This window comes from Phycisphaerae bacterium (genome assembly GCA_028714855.1).
Taxonomy (GTDB): domain Bacteria; phylum Planctomycetota; class Phycisphaerae; order Sedimentisphaerales; family Anaerobacaceae; genus CAIYOL01.
The window spans coordinates 152320-175339 of record JAQTLP010000003.1 but is presented as its reverse complement, the minus strand read 5'-3'; the positions used below and the strand labels follow the sequence as shown (position 1 = coordinate 175339).

The following is a 23020-nucleotide window of genomic DNA, read 5'->3' as shown; positions in this document are numbered from 1 at the left end:
TTTATGAAAAATAATCTTAAACTATCGAGAAGCTTCGTTATTTTATCTACGCTTGTGGTCTTGTTCGTATTTTCCGCCTCTGCCTGGGGCTGTCCTTGTCTTGAGTGCCGTTCGCCGTGCGGACCTTGTCAGTACTGTCATTGTGGCGTATGTTACAATTATTGTTTCTCCAGCCAATGTCGAACCTGTGTAAACGGCAGCTGCCAGTCAACATGCGTGTCTTCCAACTGCGAAGTATGTGATGGTCAGGGACACTGCATATCAAGCTGTGGCGCCGAGGAATTATGTGAAAATGGCGTGTGTGTTTCCAAGTGGCATTATATCAACTACACTTACGATGGCCTGGGCAACAGGACCTCGATGACAGACCCAGCCGGCACCACCTCTTACACCTACGATTATCTCAATAGATTGACCTCCGTTACCGACACGAACAATAAAACCGTAAACTATCAATATGACGCCGCCGGCAATAGAACGCAATTGACCGACCCCAACAGCGGTATTACCGTCTATGCCTATGACGAGCTTAATCGCCTCATAGAGGTCAATGCTCCTGCCGGTTTAACAGCTTACCGATATGACTCTTTAGGCAAGCTGACGCAGGCCGACTACCCCAACGGCAGCTATACGCTATACGCCTATGATTCGCAGAGGAATTGGCTCCTCTCTTTGGTAAACAAAGACTCAACAGGGGCGGTATTATCTTCTTTCAGCTATACGTACGACTATGCGGGCAATAGATTATCAGTATCAGAATACAGCGGCTCATCTGTAACCTATGAGTATGACGAAATCTATCAGCTCACTTCCGAAACCCGCACCGGCTCAAATGCCTACTCTATTTCCTACCAGTATGACGATGTAGGTAATAGGACCAGTATGGTTAAGGATGGAAATACAACCAGTTACACCTATAACAATAATAATCAGCTATTGACAGAAGCCGCCGGCGGCGCAACTATTACTTATGCTTACGACGGCTGCGGCAACCTCCAGACAAAAACCGCCGCCGGCAGCACTACAACCTGCTCCTGGGATTGGGCAAACCACCTTTTGTCCGTATCCGAGCCGGCCGGCAATACTCTTTATGAATATAATGGCGAGGGCGTAAGAATAAGCAAAACCCAAAACGGCGTAAAAACTAAATATATAAATGATGTGGCGTCGCCGCTTACTCAGGTGCTTATGGAAACCGATACCGCAGGCACAGTTCAGGCCGTCTATACCTACGGCGATGATTTAATCAGTATGAACAGAGCTGATGTAAATTCGTTCTATCATTATGATGGCTTGGGAAGCACACGGCAATTAACAGCAGACAATCAAGCAGTGGTTGCCTCCTACACCTATGATTCATTCGGCAGCGTAATCGCTTCTTCTGGCTCTGTAGCTAACGCCTACGGTTTCACGGGAGAGCAGCAGTTCAGTGAAGCAGACGATTTAGTATTCTTAAGAGCCAGATATTACAAGCCAAGTATTGGCAGGTTTATCTCCAAAGACCCGATTGGGTATGATGGTGGTATAAACTTGTATGCATACGTGAACAATAATCCTGTTAACCTTGTAGACCCGTCAGGTTTGAAGATGAAGAGTGCATGTCAAAAATGGAAAGAACAACTTGAGGAAACTGAAGGTTGTCCAGGCATGGCTTCCGACGCTTTTAATACCCAGGCCTGTATTGGTTGTTGCAACCAAAAGTTTTGGGAGTGCAAAATTACAAATCCCGGACTAATAGGATGGTTTAAGTGTGTGGCTAAGGATTGGGCTTGCCGTTCCCTTTGTGCATCATCGAAAGGAACGATGGGGCCAGGCATCTTCTAGTTAGGTGAAAGGAAACTGCCAAATGAGTTATAGTTACAAAAATATATTTACAGAAATTATTTCAATTATTATCGGTTCCGTATTGTGTATATGTATATTTATTCCTTTGTTTTTGACTCTTTCTTCAAGGGTTCAGCTTCTAATATCAACTGAATGGCTTCCTTATCCCTACCTGTGCATTTCGATATCTTGTTTATTAGACGTGTTAGGTTTTGGTATTTCGGGTTTTTTAACGGCTATTGTCATAAGTCTTATATCGAGAAGTAATCGGATAATTACAATAATAATAGTTAACCTGTTAGTAACTATTGCTACTATTATTCTCTTATCGAAAGCTATCCTTGTCGGAATTCCATGGTCCATCAAAAACCATTTCCAAGTTATCCTAGGATTTTCTTGGATTCTCCAGATGGCCTTACTTTGGGTATGCGCTTTTTTAGGAGCTTGGCTGATAGCGCATAGAAGAAGAAAGAAAATACTACCAACTCCTGCAGCAAATTAGAAATATGGTGGACGGCATGTCAAACAATAGTATTGTCATAATGGTGTACTGGTTCATGGTTTTTTCGAAGTTAAAATAAGCAGGATAAAACCAATTTGTTCAGGTGGTTATGGAAACCGATACCGCAGGCACAGTTCAGGCCGTCTATAATTACGGCAATGACTTAATAAGTATGAAGCGAGCGGATGTAAATTCGTTCTATCTTTATGACGGCCTCGGCTCCGTCAAACAGTTGACAGATGATAGTGAGACAGTGGTCGCTTCCTACACCTACGACTCCTTCGGCAGCTTAATCGCTTCTTCTGGTTCTATCACCAACGCCTATGGCTTCACAGGCGAACAGTTTGACAGTTCAAGCGAACTGCTTTATCTGAGGGCAAGATACTACAACCCCGCCGCAGGAAGATTTTTGAGCAGGGATCCGATAGGCTACGAAGGTGGTATAAACTTATATGCTTATGTGAGGAATAACCCGGTTAATTATACAGATCCCAAAGGCAAATGTCCGGCTCGAGATAAATGTATTGAAGATGCTTACGTGACATTTTCCTTATGTATGTCAATTGGAGAAGCCATTATAAAGGCGGCTGAAGATGGTTTTAAAGACTGTCTAAGTGATTGTGGTAAGCGGATGCCACCAATAGCAAAAGAAATATGTAAAGGTACATGTGTTGCGGTATGGGGTCCTCTTCTTGCTATTGCCTATGACGCTGGGCTCAGTTTCGAAGCAGGGTGCGAAATTGGGCTGGCGGCCGATTTGATGGATTGCTCACTTGTTCCATGTCCATGTCCATAAAGGAGACATATATGAAACGGAAAGAGCTATTTTCAGAACCAAGTAAATTTTTAGCAAGAATTTCGGCGATTCTGTCAGGATGCATAGGTTTGTATATAGTTTTTGCAATGGCATTCGCAATTTGGCACATGACTGATTCAAAGCAGGCTTTTTCGTTTTCCTTTTTAATTGTCACAATATTGATGGTTTTTACTGGGGTCTATTGCGTATATCTCGCGATTTATTCATGGCTACGGAGTTCTGCAAAAACCACCCTCAGGATATGGTTAATTACTATTTTTCTTCTTGGTTTCCTACTTTTGGGCACTATGTTCGAAAAACTCAGGTTACTTATGCCAGAGATGCCTTATGTTATACCGGTGAATTTGGTAATTTTGTTAGCCGCAATAATCATCGGTTGCTTATGTTGGATGTGTCGCAAAAATCTAGGCAGATGGTTTCAATTGTCTAAACCATTAGAGCAGAAACATCGAGAAACATTGGTTAAACAGTTTATAGGATATCTGGTTGCTATTTTATGGGTATCTTCTTCTGTTGCAATTATGGAACTGATGGGACATACCCATTCGCTTCGTGCTAAGATAGCAAGCATAATATTACTTTTGATCGCGTGGCAAGCTTATAAAATCACAACGCATCTGGTAATACGTGGACATCATACTGATCAGAAGGTAATAACTGATTAGACGATAATATTGCAAAAACTATGTACAGCCGCCTATTTTCGCTTGTTCAGGTATTAATGGAAACGACTGATACAAATTCAGTCTTGGCTGCTTATACTTATGGCGATGATTTAATCAGTATGAATAGAGCTGATGCGAATTCTTATTATCTCTGCGATGGCTTAGGAAGCACGAGACAATTGGCCGCTGACAACGAGTCCGTGGTTGCCTCGTATGATTATGATGCTTTTGGTAATGTAATTTCCTCTGTGGGCTCAGTTGTTAATCCCTATGGCTTCACCGGCGAGCAGCAATTTAACGAAGCAGACAGTTTAGTCTTTTTAAGAGCAAGGTATTACAAGCCAAGTATTGGCAGATTTATTTCAAAAGACCCAATTGGGTATGAGGGCGGAATAAATTTGTATGCATATGTAGAAAATGATCCTGTCAATTTCAGCGATCCATATGGCATAAGAAGGGAAAGACCATCAGGACCACCACGATGGAGACGGCGGGGCTATCCATCTCTTAGCGCGTGTATGGGAGATGCAATGACACCACTCTGTAGTTCGCTTTGGGCCGCGTTAGGAATGGGAGGAGTGGGTGCGGGTGGTATGTTCTGCCCCGCTGTTGGTATAGGCGGTGGTGCATGGGCGCTTTACTGTGCCGGCGAGGCGACGGGGGCCTATCTGTTCTGTACTGTTAAAGATGATTAAGGGTATAAACAAAAATGTGGAACATTAAGCGACCAAGAAGAAGCAAGTTGGAACAGGGACTCAGTTTGTTCACCGGCATTATGGTTGTTTTACTAAGCTATATTGGTTTTTCGGGGAGGGGGGAAAGCAAATTTATATTAGGTATAATCATCGGCTTGGTGGTTATTGCATTGGCGTTGTTTTATAAAACAAGCGATAAACAGCTTTCTCGCAGAGAATAGAGGGAAATTACAGACAGCCACCATTTTTTAATTTAGCATCTTTGATTTTCTTCTTGTTAAATTAGGCAACCTATACTTATGGCGATGATTTAATCAGTATGAAGCGAGCGGATGCGAATTCGTTTTATCTCCACGATGGCTTAGGAAGCACTAGACAATTGACAGCTAACAATGAGGCAGTTGTTGCCTCCTACACTTACGATTCCTTCGGCAGCTTAATCGCTTCCTCCGGCTCTGCCACCAACCCCTACGGCTTCACGGGAGAGCAGCAATTCAGCGAAGCAGACAATCTGGTCTATTTAAGAGCAAGATATTATTCGCCGCAAATCGGCAGGTTCATTAGCAGAGACCCGATTGGATACGTTGATGGTTTAAACTTGTATACATACGTAAAGAATAATTCGACAAATTATATTGACCCATCAGGCAAGCTACTATGGACTTGTTTCTGGTGTGGTTTCTACATGCATGTATATTATGACGCTTGTATGAAGATGAGACCTAAATGTTTAGATGAACCAGATGATCCATCATGCGGAAGTCTCGAGAAGGAACTTAAATGTGAATTGAAAAGAAGACGGTGGATCAAAATATGTATAGATATGATAAAAGAAGGTGCCCCAGAATGTCTAAAATGCGGTATAGATTCGTGGTTCCACTGAAAAAAGGAATTATTTTTGTAGCTATTATTGTACTAATAATCTTGCTGATCGCAGTAATAGCAGTAAGTAGGAGAAATTCAAATATAATAAACTTTACACAGGATCCCTTATGGGAGCAGTTTGCACGAAATAAAGGTTTTTTGAGTTCCGAGAAAACTTCTATTGAGAATTACGCAGAAGCTATCTCGTTGCTTAGCGTGCACGGAGTAAATGAAAATAATATTAGAGATGTGACTGATTTCAGAATAGACCGGTTTCTAGAACTAATCGTTGATGGTGCTAAGGGAGATTCATTAGACATTGAGGTCGGCCCCGTAGATACAGATGTTAATGTAAATGGGAAAAAGTATAATTTAGAGTCATTTATTTTGATTCCTAAGAGTTTACATTCTCTATCCAAATCATATTTAGAAAGTGATGTGAACCGTGAGCAATGTCTCCTTTTGGGTAGCGTATGCATTGCTATGGGTGTTCAGTTCTGTGACTACACAGACAAAACCACTCAATTAATTGGGCTTATATGTAAAAGAGAAGGGGTAGAGATTATAGATGATTATGCAAAAGCTGTTAAAGATGAAAAATTACAAATAACTGTTAGAGATATGAAACAGATACTTGAAAAAGAGAAGAAAGACATAGGAGAATTGAGGGAAAAGAAGAGCTTTTTTCCGAAATGCTTTTTCTCATGTCCTTTACAGCAAAAGAGTTAATGTTATATCGTATTGCACAATAAATCATACGTATGTACTGGTTCAGCGGTTTTATTTCGCTGAAATTGTATTGGTTTGGGGCTTTTCCGGCATTATATGAAAAGAGCTGATGTAAATTCTTACTACAACTACGATGGGTTGGGAAGTACGAGACAATTAACAGCTGACAATGAGGCCGTGGTTGCCTCCTACACTTACGATTCCTTCGGCAGCGTAATCGCTCAAACCGCTGGTGGAGGGATGGCGTCCAATGCTGCGGGAGGGAATAAATCAATCAACGAATCAGGAGTTTTGGTTTTGGCGTGTTTTGGTTTAGGTGCCGGCGTTGTTGCAATCAGGAAGAGAAAACAAGGATTAATCGCTTTATTTATTATACTGCTGCTTACAGGACAAATTCCGGTATCCAAAGCAATAGAGGTTGATGTGACCGGTAATCCTTATGGTTTTACCGGAGAGCAGCAATTCGGCGAAGCGAATGACCTTATTTTCTTAAGGGCCAGATATTACGCCCCATCCATTGGAAGATTTATCTCAAGAGATCCGATTCTTGCGCCAATAAAAGTGTGGGATAATTTCTTCTGGCTTTTGCCTCATTTGACGGGGAGTCCTCAAAAAACACACTCTTATGTGTATTGCAGTAATAATCCGGTAAACTATATTGATCCTGAGGGTATGGTGGCCGGTATCGGTGGGGTAATAATTATAGGTGGATTTATAATAATAGGAGGTATACTCGCGATTAACTGCTTTTCGAAAATTCCCAAATTTATGAGGAAGTTAAAAGAGTTAAAGAAAAGTAGAGATGCAGATGCATGCGACACTAAAGATGCATGGGATAAAGCTACTAAAACAAAAGAATTTAAAGACATGATAAAGGCGTGTGGAATACCTTGGTATATGGGGTGAGGGAAATGGGATACCAAGGTCTTGGGGCATGAATTTTCTTGTTTTAATATAGTTAATAGGAGTAGTGTAAGGTATGTTTTCAATCTATCTCATAGTATGGGTTATATTTTACTGTATATTAGGATTTATCATAATAATTTGGCCTGACAAGACAAAATATAAAATAAGTCAAGCATCAAGAGCTACTATTAGATGGTGGGGTGTTATTGTTTTTTGTGCTGGTTTGTGGCTTGCAGTTGCTGTCGTGCTTTTTAATTACGCTTTAACTCTTCCCAAATTACTAGGGCAATAAAAAAGCATAGAGTAAGCTTTTTCTCCCTTTATGAATATGAACAAAGCCGATGCGAATTCGTTTTATCTCTACGATGGTCTCGGCTCCGTCAAACAGCTCACAGATAGCAATGAGTCCGTGGTTGCCTCCTACACCTACGATTCCTTTGGCAATGTAATTTCCTCTGTGGGCTCTGTGGCTAATACGTATGGCTTCACCGGCCAGCAGCAATTCAACGAAGCAGACAGTTTAGTTTTCTTAAGAGCCAGATATTACAACCCATCCATCGGCAGATTTATCTCCAGAGATCCGATTTTAGTGCCAATACAAATGGGAGGTTATGTAGGATGGATTTTACCTCATTTGAATTTAATTCATCGACCACAATCTCTGCATCCTTATGTATATGTGCACAACAACCCCATTAACTTTGCGGATCCACGAGGGCTTGGTACTTGGAGTTGTATTAAGGATGCCCTAAAATGTAGCGATGTTGTCGATGTCATTGGGGTCATTGGCGTTGCGGCGCTTTACGTGTCTTGTGTGGCTGGATGTGGTTCAGTAACAGGGGGCGTGGGGGTTGGTCCGTGCCTCTTTGGCTGCCTAGCAGCTGTTGTCGGAGGATACGTAGCAGGATTGATACTTGCTTGTCTTTAAATAAGTTATACACGAAAGGTATGGATACTACCATAAAAAGGAAAGAACAAAATAACTCAGTGTTCGCTCGATTATGGAGAAGTAAATATCAAACATTGCATGGAACCGCGTGTTTCCTTCTAATATATTTATTGCTTCTGTATGTCGGAAGCAAGTTTTTTTTCGTTGCGGACACCCTATGTGAAGGTGAGAAAAAGTGGCCGTCTTTTTTAATCGTGGGTCTAATTATATTGGCGTCGTCAATCCTTAGTAAAATGTTACAGGATTGGTTACGCGAAAAAGGAAGTAACCACGATAAATGGAATAATGGGGTGTAGCGGTCAAGCAGGTTCAGGTATTGATGGAAACTGATGACGCGGGTATAATTCAGGCCGTTTATACCTACGGAAACGACTTAATAAGTATGAAGCGAGCAGATGCGAATTCGTTTTATCTCTACGATGGCTTAGGTAGCACGAGACAACTAACAGCCGACAATGAGGCAGTTGTTGCCTCCTACACTTACGATTCCTTCGGCAGCGTAATCGCCTCTTCTGGCTCTATCACCAACGCCTATGGCTTTACTGGAGAGCAACAATTTGCCGAAGCGGACAGTCTGGTCTTTTTGAGAGCAAGGTATTACAAGCCAAGTATCGGCAGGTTTATTAGCAAAGACCCGATAGGGTACAAAGATTCGATGAATCTATATCTATATTGTACAAATAATCCAGTTAACTGGATTGATCCAAGTGGATTAAAGATCAAAGCAGGGGGGCCAAGCGTTGCATGCATAGCTTGTATGGCTAGTGTAGCGCTTTCTTGTAGTGCGCTTTGTGCTAGTGAAGGTACATGGGATTGCGAGAGTGATACATTGAGTGATTGTGTGAATAAATGTATGTCTTTTGTTTTAGACCCGCGCAAAAGCTTAGGGCCTGATAGCCCTCCAGAAATTAAGGCAATTGTAATAGCTTGTGCGATAGCTTGTACCATTGGTATTTAGGAAATATTTTTATGAGTAGTGATACATTAGATACAATCTGTCGTATAGCAGCGGCAGTAAAATTTTTCGGATTAGGGATAATCGGCGGTTTGTATATATCAGATTCACAGTTTCGTTATACTTATTTATTAGTTTTCATATTTATATTCGCTGGTGAATGTACAAGAGTTTGGGCAAAAGGTCAGTTAATGAAGAAAAAATAAATAACTAACAAATAACCAGGGACAGCCGCCTATTTTTAATTTAGCATCTTTGCTTTTCTTCTTGTTAACTTAGGCAACCCACACTCAATTTTTTATTTTTGAATTTTGTATCTTGATGATTGGAAATTATTTGAAATCTCGTCCCGAGCAAAGTCGAGGGATTGCTGCTTGTTTTTTGCAATTTATTTCATTTTTTCTCTCTTTTTAGCATTTCTTACCATTTCCTACTAACTATGCGTATAACCCCTCCGTTGGCCTGTTTCGCCTGTAAATTCTTAATTCGCGGTTAGTATTTTTTCCTGAATCTCGCGGTTGGGATTTTGAGCAGTTTGCGATATTTTGCAACGGTTCTCCTGGCCAGATTATTAATCCCACCATCCGCCAGCTTTTTACGTATCTCATCGTCGCTTAAGGGTTTAGATTTATCTTCATCGTCTATAATCTGCTGCAGTTTCGCCCTTATTGCCTCCCAGCTGTGTTCCTGTCCCTCTGCGTCCTCCGTGCCCCCGCTAAAGAATTTCCGCAGCGGCAGTATCCCCCATTCGCACTGCACGTATTTCCCTGCCACAGCACGACTTACAGTCGCCAGATGCACGCCGACTTCATCGGCGACTTTCGACATCGGCAGCGGCTTAAGATACAGCTGGCCCTTTTCAAAAAACTCCCGCTGGTATTTTACTATCGACCGTGCAACCTTTAACAGCGTGTTCTTCCGCTGCTCTATCGCGTCTATTACCCACTGTGCGGAGCGGATATTATTTTGCAGGAATTGTTTTGTTTTTTCATTAACCTTGGCGTCTTTTACCATTTTTGTATAGTAACCGCTTATTTTCAAGGCCGGCAAACTGGAATCAGCCAATCGCACAGAATAATCGTCCGAATCATCCAGAGATTCTACTATTACATCAGCGGTAATGGGGTTATTTCGGTCTATCCCGATTTGCAGGCCTGGCGAGGTGTCGAGTTTGCTTATATGCTGAATGGCCCGATTAATGTCTTCGACGCTGCAATTCATTTTTTTTGCGATATTGGGCAGGCGATTTTCGAGCAGATCGTCCATATGCTCGGAAACCAGACGATGCTCGAAACTCATATCTTCGCCGCTTTGTGCCATTTGAATAAGCAGGCATTCCCGGATGTCGCGTGCGCCGACGCCCGGCGGCTCCAGCTTTTGCACAAGCGGCAGGGCCTGTTTCAAATCATCGAGAGTAAAATCGGCCTTGTCTTTATTGTGTAACTGCTCCAGCCGAACGGTCAGGTATCCTCTTTCATCGATATAATCTATGATTGCGCTGCCGGCTTTTTTTACTCCGTCGCTTGCTTCTACCATATGCCATTGCTCGGACAGGTGTTCGTGCAGCGATTGTGGCGGCGCAGCAGTATTATTTATCGCCTCGAGTTTTCTGTCCTGTTCATCGGGGTTTGCGCGACGGCGGAAGACCTCGCCCCGGCCCATATAGTCGCTGTAATCATCGTCAAGACCATCGAGGCGTTCGAAGTCCTTGACCTTATTGTTATCGGTGGCGACGACTAAATCTTTTTCGCCGATATCTTCCTGAGGCTGCTGGTCAACAGTGCCTGCACCATCTGGATTTGATGGTTCTTCCATTTCCAAAACAGGATTGCTGTTAAGCTCCTGCTCTATTCTTTCCTGAAGCGCAAGGATTGGAAGCTGGAGAATCTCCATCGATTGAATCATATGTGGAGCAAGCTTCATTTGCTGCTCCAGCCTCATATGTGTTTCCATCCCGAATTTCATATTTTTACCCGAAACTTCTTTTTTGCCCGCCGCAGGGCCTGCCCATATACTATAAAGTATACACAATTGCGGCCTTGGGAAATCTCCGGCTGCGTTTATTATACCAAAAATTTGTCAAAAAATTCATGTAATTTAGGGGGCAATATCTTTAGGAGATGGATTACTATAATTGCTGTCTGCCGATTATAGCGTCGGTAAGCATTTTACCGCTTGCATATTCGATTGTGCTTCCCGTTGGCAGCCCCCTTGCCAGACGGGTGATTTTCACGCCTGTATCTTTTAATAGCGAGCTTATATAAAGAGATGTGCCGTCGCCGGCCATATTGGGATTGGTCGCCATTATTATTTCTTTGACGTCGCCTTTGCGGACCCGTTTGACGAGCTGCTCGATAGTCAAATCTCCCGGCTCGACCCCGTCAAGCGGTGCGATATGGCCGCCGAGGACGTGATAAACCCATTTGCATGCGCCTGTTTTTTCCAAAGCTATTACGTCTTTCGGCTGTTCGACAACGCAGATAATACTGCTGTCGCGCCGCTGGTCGGAGCAGATTTCGCAGATTTTTCCCTCCGAATAGTTGTAGCAGATTTCGCATCGCTTAATCTTGTTCTTCACATCACGGATTGCATTGGCAAAAGCCATTGCTTCAGCGGGTTCTGCCTTTAGTATATGAAAAGCCAGCCGTTCCGCCGTCTTGGGCCCGACTCCCGGCAGCTTGCCGAATTCTTCTATCAGCCTATTCAGTGCTTCGGTATAAACAGTGCTCATAATGCGCTTACTATACCGCCTGCCGGAGTGAAATGTCAACGGTACTGTTATATGCGTATATGGTTGAAAACAGTCAAAAATTGTAGAAAAATGTATAGAAAAGTACAAAAAAAGTATAGAAACCGTCAAAATTTGTATCGGAACGGTCAAAAATTTCGGACATTTTTAATCGCGGAGAACATGGATTGTGCGGAAAGTTTTTAGACAGGACAACAAGATTTTTTGAGTCATAAATTTTACTTTGACGAGGATTGCCGGGGCAGGTAACGTATGAGCATAAACAAAGGGCAAAGCTTAATGAACAGAGGCAAAATACTAATAGTAGAAGATGACCGCGATATCGTAGAGATGGTCGAGTATAACCTGAAGCAGGAAGGATACACAGCAATCCACGCCTATAATGGTGAAAAAGGGATTGAACTGGCCGGGGATGCGAAACCTGACCTTATAATACTTGATTTGATGCTTCCTGCCATTGACGGCTTCGAGGTCTGTAAACTGCTTAAGCGGCAGCAGTCAACTTCACGTGTCCCCATCATTATTCTTAGTGCTAAATCCCGCGAGACCGACAAGGTGGTGGGGCTGGAACTTGGGGCCGATGATTATATTACCAAACCATTCAGTCCGAGAGAGCTGATTGCGAGGATAAGAGCTGTCCTGCGAAGGCATAAAGAACAACCGGCCGGAGAGATAAAAACAGGCCAGATAGTTATCGACAGCGTCGGACACAAGGTGCTGGTAAAGGGGCGGGAGGTGGAGCTTACCGCAACCGAATTTCGACTGCTGGAATGTCTGGCCCGGCGCCCGGGGGTAGTATTTTCGAGAGACCAGTTGTTAGACGCCGGCGGCACTGACGGGTCGATGGTTTATGACAGGACGGTAGATGCTCACATTAAATCACTGCGTAGGAAACTCGGAAGCGCGAAAGACCATATTGAGACGGTCAGAAGTGTTGGGTACAGATTCAAGGGCTGATAAATGAGAGTCAGGATAGTCTGGAAATTCTTCGCCGCGTTTGTCCTGTTGACAATTGTCACCGCTATTATTTTAAGCTCATTTCTTGTAATCCGGCTTGGTGATAACGTCGAATCCAAAATTTCGCAGAGATTGCAGAATAATACAATTCTGGCGGGCGAAATTTTCAAAAAGGCAATGCTTGAGGGAGATAACACTTATATTCAGCGCGAAGCGAAGAATCTCGCCGCAAATCTCAATCTTAGAATTACGGTAATAGACAAACAGGGGAAGGTGCTGGCCGATTCCGAAAGAGATGCCCGGTCTATGGAGAACCACGGGGACAGAACAGAGTTTGTTCAGGCGGTCAAAAAGGGTGTAGGTGAAAGCACGCGCTTCAGCCAGACGCTTAATTATCCTATGAAATACGTGGCAGTGCGTGTTAGTGACGGCGAAGAGGTCGTCGGAGTCGTTCGTATAGCGGTGCCTGAATCCGAAGTTCAGCTTGAGATGCACGAGCCATATAAGACGGTGATGCTCGGCACCGCCGCCGCAATTTGTATCGCGGCGATAATCGCATACGTTATGTCTTGCGGGATAAGCCGACCAATTCGGCAGATGAGAAGGGTCGCCGGGGCAGTTGCGAAGGGGCAGTTCGACAACAAAGCTATTGTAAAAAGCAACGACGAGCTTGGTGAGCTGGCCCAGTCACTAAATGCGATGTCGGACGAGCTGAAGCTGAAAATCGAACGTCTGAAGTATCTTGACACTGTTCGGACCGACTTTGTCGCCAATGTGTCACACGAACTGAAGACGCCCCTGACCTCCATCAGAGGATTCGTCGAGACGCTCGAAGACGGGGCGATTAACGACATCGATAATGCGAGGAGGTTTTTGGCGATTATCAAGAAACACACACAACGGCTTGGGAATATAATAGACGACCTGCTGCGTTTGAGCGAACTCGAATCGGGCGGCGGAATAGAAATGGTGGAGGTAGACCTTAAGGAGCTGATTGATGAGATAGTAATGGGGTTCGGACATTCACTGGCGGTCAAGCAGCAGAAGCTGTCAGCGGAGGCGCCTTCCGGCGACTTTACCATCAGGGGTGACAAGGACAGGCTTGAACAGGTCTTTGTTAATTTAATTGACAACGCGATAAAATACACGAAGGAGGGCGGCAAAATTAAAGTTCAACTTGCCCAAACTGACGATTCTGTGGTTGTTACCGTGGAGGACGACGGCATCGGCATACCAACAGAGGATGTCGAGCGGGTGTTCGAGAGATTTTACCGGGTTGATAAGGCCCGCTCACGCGAAATCGGGGGGACGGGACTGGGACTGAGCATCGCCAAGCACATAGTGTCGGCCCACAATGGGGGAATCTGCATCGAAAGCGAAGTCAACAAGGGAACAAAGGTCCTTGTAACACTTCCCAAGAAGTAAAAGAAAATTTCTTTTTTCATCAAGTTTTCACAAATCCTTCATATTTGCTTCACACTGACGGCATATAGTTTTAAGCAGTATACGCCGGTATACGCTATGAAGGTAACTGTATGTTTAAGGAGAAAATGATGAGGAAAGGAATAGCGCTGGCAATGTGGATGTTAGCTATGGTTTTCGGGGGAGCTGCAAGGGCTGATGATGTCAGCGAGCTGAAAGCTCAATTGGCCGAGCAGCAAAAATTGCTGCTGCAAATGCAGCAGCGAATTGAGCAGCTGGAAACAAGCCAAAAAGTTCAGGAACAAACAGTAGATGAAAAAATTACAAAGGCGGTGGATAGCAAGAAAATAGACGCCCTGCCGGATAGTCTTAAGTGGGTTGAAAACGTAAAAATCAACGGGGATTTGCGATACCGGCACGAATCCATCGATTCTCAGGCCAGTGGCAATTGGCGCAGAGGACAAAACCGGCACAGAATACGCGCCAGACTGGGGCTGGATGCAAAAATCAACGATGACTGGGACGCTTCATTCAGAATAGCCAGCGGCTCAGCAGACCCGGTTTCCACAAATCAATCATTGGAAGACGGTTTTTCAAGTAAAGCCATTTGGCTGGATTTGGCGTATTTTACCTGGCATCCGTCATCGAGAAAGGGGTTGAAAGTTTACGGCGGAAAGATGAAAAACCCGTTTTACAGAGCCGGTGACAATCAACTCATATGGGACGATGACTTGAATCCTGAAGGCATAGCTGCTTCTTATGAAACTCCCTTCGGCGAAAACAACAAGTTATATATCAACGGCGGCGGTTTCTGGGTGGATGAAAGTGCCAGCGGGGCGGATATATCATTGTTTGGCATCCAGAGTTATTTGAAACACACATTTGAAAATAAAAATTATTTAACCGGAGGAGCAAGTTATTACGGTTACAGCAGTACCAAAGGGCGGGGTGACCTCAAGAATACATGGGCGTCGACTTCGCACAGTTTTTTCGGCAATACTTCTTCAGGTGGTGAATTCGCAAGTGACTACGGTATTGTCGAAGGCTTCGGAGAATATGGTTTCACGATTATAGATAAGCCGGCAGCTGTTTACGGCAGCTATGTAAAAAACCTCGCTGCGTCGACATTGGAAGATACAGGATGGCTTATCGGCTGCAGATTCAACAAGGCAAAAGAGACCGGGACTTGGGAACTGCTGTATAACTATCGTGACCTCGAAGCGGATGCGGTGCTGGGTGCGTTCAGCGATTCCGATTTCATAGGCGGCGGAACCGGCGGTAGAGGACATTACTTTGGTTTCAAGTATCAGTTCGCTAAAAACCTGCAGGGCGGTTTAGGCTATTTCCTTAACAAAGTCGGCAGCAACAATGATGATTACAGAAGGCTGCAGGCAGATTTGGTTTTGAAATTTTAACAGACAAATCAATTTAATTTAGGAGAAATGCAAAATGAAGATGTATGAAAAAAATGAAACATCGGTAAACGAAGACATCACACTAATTATTATGGTGTGTATGATTATCGCAATGCTGTTTACCATCGTCCGGGGCGGTGAGAAAAAGTCAATCACCATAAAAGGCTCTGACACGATGGTGCATTTAGTCAGCAACTGGGCCGAGGAGTTTATGAAGATTAATCCCAAGACGGAAATTGCGGTAACAGGCGGCGGTTCGGGGACGGGGATTGCCGCATTGATAAACGGCACGACCGAAATCTGTGCGGCTTCGAGAGAGATGAAGAAAAAAGAAAAGCAGCAGGCCATGGAAAAAGGTACTGAAGTTAGAGAAGTTGTCGTGGCCAGAGACGGCATCGCGGTGGTGGTAAATCCAAAAAATACTGTAAAAGAGCTTAATGTCCAGCAGATTGCACAAATTTTTACCGGTGCATACACGAAGTGGAGCCAAATAGGCGGCAGCGACGAGGGGATTCTTGTGTTTTCCAGAGAGTCAAGCTCCGGGACCTACGCGTTCTTCCAGGAACATGTTCTAAAGAACAAAGACTATACACCCAAAGCAAAACTGATGCCTGCGACGTCGGCGATTATCGAGTCAGTTTCGACTGATGAAGGCGCGATTGGCTACGTCGGACTTGGTTATGCACTGGCGGCGGGGGACAAGGTCAAGATTGTGGCGGTCAAGGCGGACGCCAACTCTCCGGCTGTTATGCCTTCGGACGAGACCGTTATCAATGGAAAATACCCGATAGCCAGGCCATTGTATCTGTACGTCGGCACCAATGCGACTGCAGATGTAACGACCTTTGTTGATTTTTGCCTTAGCGATGCGGGGCAGGTGATAGTCAGAGAAGCGGGTTATGTGGCGATTAAGCGATGAGACGTTTATGTAAGGAAAAGATAATTGAATTGTTGCTCCAATGGACGGCTTCATTAAGCATAATAATCGTGATATGCATCTTTGTTTTTATTTTTAAGGAGGCCGTTCCATTTGCAAAGCACCCCGGATTGGGAGAGCTTTTCGGCACGCGGTGGATGCCGACCTCTCCGCAAAAGGAGTCATTCGGCCTTGTGCCTTTGATTACCGGCTCACTTGTGGTAACGGTACTCGCAATGCTGCTGACGATTCCGTTTGGGGTTGGTGCTGCGGTGTATATTTCAGAACTGGCATCGCCAATTGAACGGGAGATACTCAAACCATTTATCGAGGTACTGGCTGGTATCCCTTCGGTTGTCATAGGCTTCTTCGGTCTGATGGTGCTGGTACCGTTTGTGAAAAGCTGTTTTGGGTTGCCGACCGGACTGACGGCTTTTGCCGGAGCGGTACTGCTTGCGTTTATGGCGATACCGACTGTTACTTCGATTTCGGAAGATGCATTGAGAAGCGTACCGAGATCCTACAAGGAAGCATCTCTTGCGCTTGGCGCGAGCCGGCTGCGGACAATCTGGAGAGTAACTGTGCCTGCGGCGCTGCCGGGAATAATGGCGGCGGTGATGCTCGGAACAGGCAGGGTCATCGGCGAGACAATGGCGGTGATGATGGTTACAGGCAACGCGGCGATTATAACTTTTTGGCCTTTCGATTCGGTCAGAACGATGACGGCTACTATCGCGGCGGAGATGGGTGAGGTGGCCTTCGGCAGCGACCACTACAGTGCGTTGTTCTGCATTGGGATTGTTTTACTGGTTGCGACTTTTGTGCTGAATATGGCGGCACAAAAAGTGCTCAGCAAGTACAGGATGGGTTAATGGCTGGTAAATTTTCACAAAAAGTTTTGTGCTGGTTAATGCGGCTGACTGCCTACTTTGTGGTATTGGTGGTCGGGTTTATTGTCTTTGAGATTATCTGGCGCGGAGCGAGGGTGATTAGCTGGGAGTTTTTATTTAGTATGCCGCGGCGCAGCGGCGCAGAAGGCGGAATACTTCCGGCCATTATAGGGACATTCTTATTGGTGGCCGGAAGTATTGCCGCGGCGTTTCCGCTGGGCGTGGCGACAGCGATATATCTATCCGAATACGCCAGGCAAGGCAGGTTTACACGCGCCATTCGAGTGGCGATAGCAACATTGGCGGGCATCCCCTCGATAGTTTTCGGCTTGTTCGGGCTGGGACTATTCGTGATATTTTTCGGATGGGGCTGTTCGATAATGTCCGGCTGTGCGACGCTGGCGTGCATGATACTGCCCACGATTATAGTATCGAGTGAAGAGTCTCTGCGGGCCGTTCCGCAATCGTTAAGGGAAGGCAGTTTAGCTCTCGGCGCTACCAAGTGGCAGACAATATGGAGTAATGTCCTGCCGTACTCAATCGGCGGTATGCTCACTGGGACTATTCTCGCAATAGGCAGGGCTGCGGGCGAAACCGCCCCGATACTTCTGACGGTCGCGGCATTTTATCTGCCGAGGCTGCCCCGTTCGGCATTCGACCAGGTTATGGCGCTTCCATACCATCTTTACGTATTGGCGACGCAGCATCCGGACACGGAGGCGGTGCGGCCAAAGGCGTATGGAACGGCGCTGGTTCTGCTGATTTTAGTTCTCGGGGTCGGGTTGGCGGCAATTATTCTGCGGATTCGCGTAAGGAAAAAATACAAATGGTGATATGGAAGAACAACGGCGCAAGCGAGACGAAGATACACGTCGGCAACCTGGATTTTTATTACGGTATTACTCAGGCGCTGTTCGATATTACGATGGACATTCCATCTAAGCGAGTAACCGCTCTGATAGGTCCGTCCGGGTGCGGCAAATCTACGTTCCTTCGGACGCTGAATCGGATGAACGACATTATCGACGGCACGCGCCTTACGGGACAGGTTTTCATAGACGACGAAGATATATATGGCAGCGGTGCCGACGTCGTGAAACTGCGTAAAAGGGTTGGTATGGTCTTTCAAAAATCCAATCCATTTCCGAAGTCGCTTTTTGAGAATGTGGCATACGGGCCTCGCACTCATGGAATCAAAAATCACAAGCAGCTTGGTGAAATCGTGGAAAGAAGTTTGAAACGGGCTGCTTTATGGGATGAAGTAAAGGACCGTCTGAATGTCAGCGCGATGGATTTATCAGGCGGGCAACAGCAGCGGCTTTGCATCGCAAGGGCTTTGGCGATTGAGCCGGAAATACTTTTGATGGATGAGCCGGCTTCCGCCCTTGACCCAAAAGCCACCGCTAAAATCGAGGATTTGATTGACGAGCTTAGCGATGAGTACACGATAGTCATCGTAACGCATAATATGCAGCAAGCGGCCCGCGTATCCGATGTGACGGCGTTTTTTTATGAGGGACACCTTATCGAGATGGGACAGACCGAACTAGTTTTCACCAAACCGCAGCGGAAAAGAACCGAGGATTACATTACTGGCCGGTTCGGATAGAAAGGAAAACCTATGACGGTGCATATGCAGAAAGAAATTGAAAATCTCAAATCAAAACTGCTCGCACTGTGTGCGGCTGTCGAGAAGAGTTTGTGTTTGGCGGTTCAGTCGGTCAGGGAAAGGGATGCCGCCCTTGCCCGGAGCGTGATAGACGATGATGTGAATATAGACCAGATGGAAATTGATGTGGAGGAGGAATGTCTTAAGATTCTGGCTTTGCATCAGCCGGTTGCAATTGACCTTCGATTCATCGTTACCGCGCTGAAAATCAACAACGACCTTGAGCGTGTAGGCGACCTGGCGGTTAATATTGCCGAGCGAAGCGAGTTTCTTGCGGGCCGGGAACATGTAAGTGTGCCTTTTGATTTTGATACAATGGCCGAAAAGACACAGTGGATGGTAACGGAAAGTCTCGATTCGCTTGTTGATATGGACTGCAGGCGGGCCTATCAGGTTTGTGCAGCCGATGATGAAGTTGACGCCTTGAATCGAAAAATGTATCAGCAGGTTGAGGCAAGTATTGTGGCACACCCGTCGTGGACGAGGGAGTTGCTGCATTTGTTGTCAATTTCGAGACACCTTGAGCGCGTGGCTGACCACGCTACGAATATCGCGGAAGATGTTATCTATATGGTGGAAGGCAGAATAGTTCGGCACAAGACCGAGAATTACAAATCAGACGACCATCATTAATGACCGCTGCTATGGGGTGGTATCAACGCAGTTACAACCGGCCTGAGGTGATTCGCTTTTAAGATGCTTCGTTGAGAATTTAGTAAAACGCTTTGCAAAAAAAGCGGAGGGCGGTTAAAATTCCTGCATTATGAAAATCGGGCTGAAACTTACACTACTGTTATTGCCAATACTTTTCGCGGCGGGGTGCAGCGAAGACGTTCCTCCGGGTGAGCCGGTCGGCTTTATACAGGTCAAAGGGTCGGATACGGTTGTTAACGCCGCGCAGAAAGTCGCTGAGGAATTTATGAAGGACTATCCGCACGTTTTTGTTGCGGTAACCGGCGGCGGCAGCGGCGTCGGAATCGCATCACTGATAAACAAGACCTGCGACGTGGCAACTTGCTCACGCGAAATGAAGCCCAAAGAAATAGAAATGGCCGAAAAACGGAGCGTCTTTCCCAAAGAATTTACAGTCGCGCACGATGGCGTTGCGGTAATCGTGAACAAGGATAACCCCATCGATAAGCTGACGATTGAAGATTTGCACAGGATATTTACCGGCAAGGCCACAAACTGGAAAGAATTCGGCGGCAAAGACCTTCATATAGTAACGCTCTCTCGTGAAGTCAGCTCCGGCACACATATGTATTTCAAGGAAGAGGTCGTCCGGCTCGGCAAAAAAGACAACCGCGATGAATTCTCTCCGCAGACGCTGCTTTTGACCTCCTCGCAGGCGATTGTCGAAGAAGTCGCGGGAAATGAAGCGGCGATTGGATATTTAGGAATGGGCTATGTCTCTGACCGGACGAAGGCGCTGTTAGTGGCAAAGGCAGACCAATTTTATTCTCCCGATGTCGATAATGTAATCAAAAAGGCGTATCCGCTTTCGAGAGGACTTTATTTTTATACCAATGGTGAGCCGAACGGGGTCACCAAGCTGTTTATTGATTTTACGTTAGGCCCGAAAGGTCAGCAGCAATTCATAGAGACCGGCTTTGTGCCGATGGGAGCTACCGTTGCGCAGAAAGATTAGCGAATACATTATAGAATCGCTCATCAAGCTAAGCGGCTTTGTGGTCATCATTTTCGTATTTTTGATATTTCTGTTTCTGCTGCGGGATTCTTTATCTTTATTCAGAGTTTACAAGGTGGGGGAGTTCTTGTTCGGCAGGAACTGGCTGCCGATTTCCGAACCGCCCAAGTTTGGTATTGTGCCGCTTTTGCTCGGATCCATATACGTTACGGTCGGAGCCATCGTTATCTGTGTGCCTGTCGGCGTTGCAGCAGCTATGTTCATTGCAGAGGCCGCTCCGACATTTCTTAAGCATATCTTAAAATCGCTGATTGAGATTTTAGCTGCGATACCGAGCGTCGTGTTAGGATTCATCGGCATTATTTGGTTAAGCCCGTTTCTTAAGAATACTTTCCATTTAAATACCGGTATGTGCGGATTTACGGGCAGTCTCCTGTTGGCCTTTATGGCGCTGCCGACGATTATCAGCATATCCGAGGACGCCCTTGTCGGCGTGCCGAGGGCTTATAAGGAGGCGGCCTTCGGTCTCGGCGCAACGAGGTGGCAGGCACTGTGGCGGATTGTTCTGCCAGCGGCCTCGCCCGGCATTATCGCCGGCGTGATGCTCGGAATCGGCAGGGTCATCGGTGAGACAATGGTCGTAATGATGGTTACCGGCAATTCGCCTGTTATACCGACGTCTATCCTGCAGCCGTTGAGGACGCTTACAGCCACAATCGCCGGCGAAATGGGCGAGACCGTCAGCGGCTCCGAGCATTATTTCGCCCTTTTTGCCGTTGGTCTGGTGCTGTTTATAATAACTTTCATAATAAATTTTCTTGCGGATAGTTTCCTTCGGAGGGCAAGGGTATGAACGCCGCGAAGATTCGCGAAAAAATCGCCTTCTCTGTCCTTGGGTTGATTACGCTGCTCGTCGTCATACCGATTCTGATGATAATAGTGTACATAGTCAAAAACAGCCTCGGCGTTATAAGCTGGGAATTCATCACACAATCGCCACGCAACGGAATGAAAGAAGGCGGAATCTTTCCTGCGATAGTCGGAACCATTGTGCTGATAGTCGGCACAATGGTGTTTTCTTTGCCTTTGGGTGTGTTATCTGCGGTTTATCTGGTCGAATACGCGAGGGACAATTTTTTCACGCGTCTGATAAAACTATCTGTCGTAAATCTTTCAGGAATTCCATCGATTGTATATGGTCTTTTCGGGTTTACGCTGTTCGTTCTGTTTTTGAAGTTAGGCACATCGATACTGGCCGGCTCACTGACGCTGGCAATAATGAGTTTGCCTGTAATCATTACCGCAACCAAAGAGGCCCTTGAATCAGTACCGCTAAGCTTTAGAGAAATCAGCTTGTCCCTGGGGGCTACCAGGTGGCAGACCGTGCGGTATTGCGTATTGCCTTATGCGATACCGGGAATTTTGACCGGTACGGTTTTAAGTCTAAGCAGGGCGGCAGGAGAAACAGCCCCGATTCTCTTTACGGTTGCTGCGTTTTATCTGCCGCGTCTGCCGCGTTCGGTTTTCGACCAGGTTATGGCGCTGCCGTACCATCTTTATGTAATTGCCACGCAGGTGCCGAATATACCGGTTGGAATTAGTTTCGCCACGTGCTTTGTCCTTATAGCGATGGTGTTCCTGATGAATCTGGTGAGCATAATTCTTCGCGCACACTATAGAAAAAAGAAGCTATGGTAAAAAAGACGATAATAAAAACGGTGAATTTGAATTGCCGCTACGGCCAACTTCCGGTTTTAAAAGACCTGAACCTCGAAATCAACCGGAACGAGATTTTCGGGATTATTGGGCCTTCTAATAGCGGCAAAACTACTTTTTTGCGGGCATTGAACAGGCTTAATTATCTTAATATCTCGTATTCACAAAGCGGCGAAATCTTTTTCGCAGACCAGAACCTCAAAGACATAAGCGATAATATCTTGCGAAAAAAAATCGGCATTATTTTTGCCCTGCCCCAGGTGCTGCCTGTAAGCATTTATCACAATGTCGCATACGGCCCAAAAGTTCACGGCATCACCGACAAAGACACAATCAGTCAAATTGTCGAAGAGTCTTTGAAAAAGGCATATCTCTGGGAAGAGGTAAAGGACCGCCTTGACAGCCCGGCGATGAAATTATCCGGTGGGCAGCAGCAGCGGCTCTGTATAGCAAGGACACTTGCCGTCGAGCCGGATGTGATTCTCTATGATGAGCACTGCTCAGGCCTTGACCCCATCTCAACGGCAAAGATTGAAGATGCTATGCAGAAATTGAAGCAAGACTATACGCAGATATTAGTGACAAATAACACCAAACAGGCGGCACGTGTGAGTGAGCGATGTGCCTTCTTTTTGATGGGCGAGCTTGTTGAAACCGATGAGACGGCCAGACTCTTTACTGAACCGAGAGACAAACGTACAGATGATTATATAACCGGCAGATTCGGATAAT

25 protein-coding genes are annotated in these 23020 nt (G+C 45.6%); 23 read left to right on the top strand and 2 right to left on the bottom strand.

Annotation, left to right across the window (positions count from 1 at the left end; all coding sequences use genetic code 11):
• Positions 1-3: 3 nt before the first annotated feature.
• The 11 genes from PHG53_03710 (at position 4) to PHG53_03660 (ending at position 9112) form a co-directional block, all read left to right on the top strand.
• Positions 4-1824, top strand: coding sequence for a hypothetical protein (locus PHG53_03710; protein ID MDD5380731.1), 1821 nt, complete (start codon positions 4-6; stop codon positions 1822-1824).
• 22 nt (positions 1825-1846) lie between these two features.
• Entirely contained in the window at positions 1847-2326 is a 480-nt protein-coding gene (locus tag PHG53_03705; GenBank protein MDD5380730.1) for a hypothetical protein, read from the top strand.
• A 109-nt stretch (positions 2327-2435) separates the two neighbouring features.
• On the top strand, positions 2436-3122 hold the full coding sequence (locus PHG53_03700) for an RHS repeat-associated core domain-containing protein (protein MDD5380729.1): 687 nt from the start codon (positions 2436-2438) through the stop codon (positions 3120-3122).
• Positions 3123-3133: 11 nt separating this feature from the next.
• Positions 3134-3808 (top strand): hypothetical protein, encoded by a 675-nt coding sequence (locus PHG53_03695; protein MDD5380728.1) that lies wholly within the window; start codon positions 3134-3136, stop codon positions 3806-3808.
• Positions 3809-3864: 56 nt separating this feature from the next.
• On the top strand, positions 3865-4503 hold the full coding sequence (locus PHG53_03690; GenBank protein MDD5380727.1) for an RHS repeat-associated core domain-containing protein: 639 nt from the start codon (positions 3865-3867) through the stop codon (positions 4501-4503).
• Between the two features lie 319 nt (positions 4504-4822).
• Positions 4823-5386, top strand: coding sequence for an RHS repeat-associated core domain-containing protein (locus PHG53_03685; GenBank protein MDD5380726.1), 564 nt, complete (start codon positions 4823-4825; stop codon positions 5384-5386).
• On the top strand, positions 5350-6096 hold the full coding sequence (locus PHG53_03680; GenBank protein MDD5380725.1) for a hypothetical protein: 747 nt from the start codon (positions 5350-5352) through the stop codon (positions 6094-6096). The genes PHG53_03685 and PHG53_03680 overlap by 37 nt, the downstream gene beginning before the upstream one ends.
• A gap of 96 nt (positions 6097-6192) precedes the next feature.
• Entirely contained in the window at positions 6193-7002 is an 810-nt protein-coding gene (locus PHG53_03675; GenBank protein ID MDD5380724.1) for an RHS repeat-associated core domain-containing protein, read from the top strand.
• Between the two features lie 322 nt (positions 7003-7324).
• Positions 7325-7930: an RHS repeat-associated core domain-containing protein gene (locus tag PHG53_03670; GenBank protein ID MDD5380723.1), complete on the top strand. Its 606-nt coding sequence runs from the start codon at positions 7325-7327 to the stop codon at positions 7928-7930.
• Between the two features lie 340 nt (positions 7931-8270).
• Positions 8271-8909, top strand: a complete 639-nt coding sequence (locus tag PHG53_03665; protein ID MDD5380722.1) for an RHS repeat-associated core domain-containing protein — start codon at positions 8271-8273, stop codon at positions 8907-8909.
• Positions 8910-8920: 11 nt separating this feature from the next.
• Positions 8921-9112 carry a hypothetical protein gene (locus tag PHG53_03660; protein MDD5380721.1) on the top strand — a complete coding sequence of 64 codons (192 nt, stop codon included), beginning with the start codon at positions 8921-8923 and terminating at the stop codon, positions 9110-9112.
• Positions 9113-9398: 286 nt separating this feature from the next.
• On the opposite strand, the gene rpoN is transcribed toward PHG53_03660, so the two are convergent.
• Together rpoN and recR are read right to left on the bottom strand one after the other, a co-directional pair.
• Positions 9399-10859, bottom strand: a complete 1461-nt coding sequence (rpoN, locus tag PHG53_03655) for an RNA polymerase factor sigma-54 (protein ID MDD5380720.1) — start codon at positions 10857-10859, stop codon at positions 9399-9401.
• Between the two features lie 175 nt (positions 10860-11034).
• Positions 11035-11637, bottom strand: a complete 603-nt coding sequence (recR, locus tag PHG53_03650; protein MDD5380719.1) for a recombination mediator RecR — start codon at positions 11635-11637, stop codon at positions 11035-11037.
• A 270-nt stretch (positions 11638-11907) separates the two neighbouring features.
• On the opposite strand from recR, the gene PHG53_03645 reads away from it, so the two are divergent.
• The 12 genes from PHG53_03645 (at position 11908) to PHG53_03590 (ending at position 23019) form a co-directional block, all read left to right on the top strand.
• Complete coding sequence (locus tag PHG53_03645) at positions 11908-12612, top strand: response regulator transcription factor (protein ID MDD5380718.1); 705 nt, start codon at positions 11908-11910, stop codon at positions 12610-12612.
• A 3-nt stretch (positions 12613-12615) separates the two neighbouring features.
• Positions 12616-14037: an ATP-binding protein gene (locus PHG53_03640; GenBank protein MDD5380717.1), complete on the top strand. Its 1422-nt coding sequence runs from the start codon at positions 12616-12618 to the stop codon at positions 14035-14037.
• Positions 14038-14162: 125 nt separating this feature from the next.
• Positions 14163-15449 carry a putative porin gene (locus PHG53_03635; protein ID MDD5380716.1) on the top strand — a complete coding sequence of 429 codons (1287 nt, stop codon included), beginning with the start codon at positions 14163-14165 and terminating at the stop codon, positions 15447-15449.
• Positions 15450-15483: 34 nt separating this feature from the next.
• The gene (locus PHG53_03630) at positions 15484-16368 is read left to right on the top strand and encodes a PstS family phosphate ABC transporter substrate-binding protein (GenBank protein MDD5380715.1); all 885 of its coding nucleotides are present in this window, start codon (positions 15484-15486) and stop codon (positions 16366-16368) included.
• Positions 16365-17237, top strand: coding sequence for a phosphate ABC transporter permease subunit PstC (pstC, locus tag PHG53_03625; GenBank protein MDD5380714.1), 873 nt, complete (start codon positions 16365-16367; stop codon positions 17235-17237). The genes PHG53_03630 and pstC (PHG53_03625) overlap by 4 nt, the downstream gene beginning before the upstream one ends.
• Positions 17237-18088: a phosphate ABC transporter permease PstA gene (gene pstA / locus PHG53_03620; GenBank protein MDD5380713.1), complete on the top strand. Its 852-nt coding sequence runs from the start codon at positions 17237-17239 to the stop codon at positions 18086-18088. The genes pstC (PHG53_03625) and pstA (PHG53_03620) overlap by 1 nt, the downstream gene beginning before the upstream one ends.
• On the top strand, positions 18082-18864 hold the full coding sequence (gene pstB / locus PHG53_03615; GenBank protein MDD5380712.1) for a phosphate ABC transporter ATP-binding protein PstB: 783 nt from the start codon (positions 18082-18084) through the stop codon (positions 18862-18864). Before pstA (PHG53_03620) ends, pstB begins: the two co-directional genes overlap by 7 nt.
• 12 nt (positions 18865-18876) lie before the next feature.
• Positions 18877-19557 (top strand): phosphate signaling complex protein PhoU, encoded by a 681-nt coding sequence (phoU, locus tag PHG53_03610; protein ID MDD5380711.1) that lies wholly within the window; start codon positions 18877-18879, stop codon positions 19555-19557.
• 130 nt (positions 19558-19687) lie between these two features.
• Positions 19688-20572 carry a phosphate ABC transporter substrate-binding protein gene (locus PHG53_03605; protein MDD5380710.1) on the top strand — a complete coding sequence of 295 codons (885 nt, stop codon included), beginning with the start codon at positions 19688-19690 and terminating at the stop codon, positions 20570-20572.
• Positions 20556-21425, top strand: a complete 870-nt coding sequence (pstC, locus tag PHG53_03600) for a phosphate ABC transporter permease subunit PstC (protein ID MDD5380709.1) — start codon at positions 20556-20558, stop codon at positions 21423-21425. The genes PHG53_03605 and pstC (PHG53_03600) overlap by 17 nt, the downstream gene beginning before the upstream one ends.
• Positions 21422-22270, top strand: coding sequence for a phosphate ABC transporter permease PstA (gene pstA, locus PHG53_03595; protein ID MDD5380708.1), 849 nt, complete (start codon positions 21422-21424; stop codon positions 22268-22270). The genes pstC (PHG53_03600) and pstA (PHG53_03595) overlap by 4 nt, the downstream gene beginning before the upstream one ends.
• The gene (locus PHG53_03590; protein MDD5380707.1) at positions 22264-23019 is read left to right on the top strand and encodes a phosphate ABC transporter ATP-binding protein; all 756 of its coding nucleotides are present in this window, start codon (positions 22264-22266) and stop codon (positions 23017-23019) included. The genes pstA (PHG53_03595) and PHG53_03590 overlap by 7 nt, the downstream gene beginning before the upstream one ends.
• Position 23020 lies beyond the last annotated feature (1 nt).

Coding starts and splice junctions, on each gene's coding strand:
- PHG53_03710 (MDD5380731.1), top strand. CDS start 4: ATGAAAAATAATCTTAAACTATCGAGAAGCTTCGTTATTTTATCTACG.
- PHG53_03705 (MDD5380730.1), top strand. CDS start 1,847: ATGAGTTATAGTTACAAAAATATATTTACAGAAATTATTTCAATTATT.
- PHG53_03700 (MDD5380729.1), top strand. CDS start 2,436: ATGGAAACCGATACCGCAGGCACAGTTCAGGCCGTCTATAATTACGGC.
- PHG53_03695 (MDD5380728.1), top strand. CDS start 3,134: ATGAAACGGAAAGAGCTATTTTCAGAACCAAGTAAATTTTTAGCAAGA.
- PHG53_03690 (MDD5380727.1), top strand. CDS start 3,865: ATGGAAACGACTGATACAAATTCAGTCTTGGCTGCTTATACTTATGGC.
- PHG53_03685 (MDD5380726.1), top strand. CDS start 4,823: ATGAAGCGAGCGGATGCGAATTCGTTTTATCTCCACGATGGCTTAGGA.
- PHG53_03680 (MDD5380725.1), top strand. CDS start 5,350: ATGTCTAAAATGCGGTATAGATTCGTGGTTCCACTGAAAAAAGGAATT.
- PHG53_03675 (MDD5380724.1), top strand. CDS start 6,193: ATGAAAAGAGCTGATGTAAATTCTTACTACAACTACGATGGGTTGGGA.
- PHG53_03670 (MDD5380723.1), top strand. CDS start 7,325: ATGAATATGAACAAAGCCGATGCGAATTCGTTTTATCTCTACGATGGT.
- PHG53_03665 (MDD5380722.1), top strand. CDS start 8,271: ATGGAAACTGATGACGCGGGTATAATTCAGGCCGTTTATACCTACGGA.
- PHG53_03660 (MDD5380721.1), top strand. CDS start 8,921: ATGAGTAGTGATACATTAGATACAATCTGTCGTATAGCAGCGGCAGTA.
- rpoN (MDD5380720.1), bottom strand. CDS start 10,859: ATGGAAACACATATGAGGCTGGAGCAGCAAATGAAGCTTGCTCCACAT.
- recR (MDD5380719.1), bottom strand. CDS start 11,637: ATGAGCACTGTTTATACCGAAGCACTGAATAGGCTGATAGAAGAATTC.
- PHG53_03645 (MDD5380718.1), top strand. CDS start 11,908: ATGAGCATAAACAAAGGGCAAAGCTTAATGAACAGAGGCAAAATACTA.
- PHG53_03640 (MDD5380717.1), top strand. CDS start 12,616: ATGAGAGTCAGGATAGTCTGGAAATTCTTCGCCGCGTTTGTCCTGTTG.
- PHG53_03635 (MDD5380716.1), top strand. CDS start 14,163: ATGATGAGGAAAGGAATAGCGCTGGCAATGTGGATGTTAGCTATGGTT.
- PHG53_03630 (MDD5380715.1), top strand. CDS start 15,484: ATGAAGATGTATGAAAAAAATGAAACATCGGTAAACGAAGACATCACA.
- pstC (MDD5380714.1), top strand. CDS start 16,365: ATGAGACGTTTATGTAAGGAAAAGATAATTGAATTGTTGCTCCAATGG.
- pstA (MDD5380713.1), top strand. CDS start 17,237: ATGGCTGGTAAATTTTCACAAAAAGTTTTGTGCTGGTTAATGCGGCTG.
- pstB (MDD5380712.1), top strand. CDS start 18,082: ATGGTGATATGGAAGAACAACGGCGCAAGCGAGACGAAGATACACGTC.
- phoU (MDD5380711.1), top strand. CDS start 18,877: ATGACGGTGCATATGCAGAAAGAAATTGAAAATCTCAAATCAAAACTG.
- PHG53_03605 (MDD5380710.1), top strand. CDS start 19,688: ATGAAAATCGGGCTGAAACTTACACTACTGTTATTGCCAATACTTTTC.
- pstA (MDD5380708.1), top strand. CDS start 21,422: ATGAACGCCGCGAAGATTCGCGAAAAAATCGCCTTCTCTGTCCTTGGG.
- PHG53_03590 (MDD5380707.1), top strand. CDS start 22,264: ATGGTAAAAAAGACGATAATAAAAACGGTGAATTTGAATTGCCGCTAC.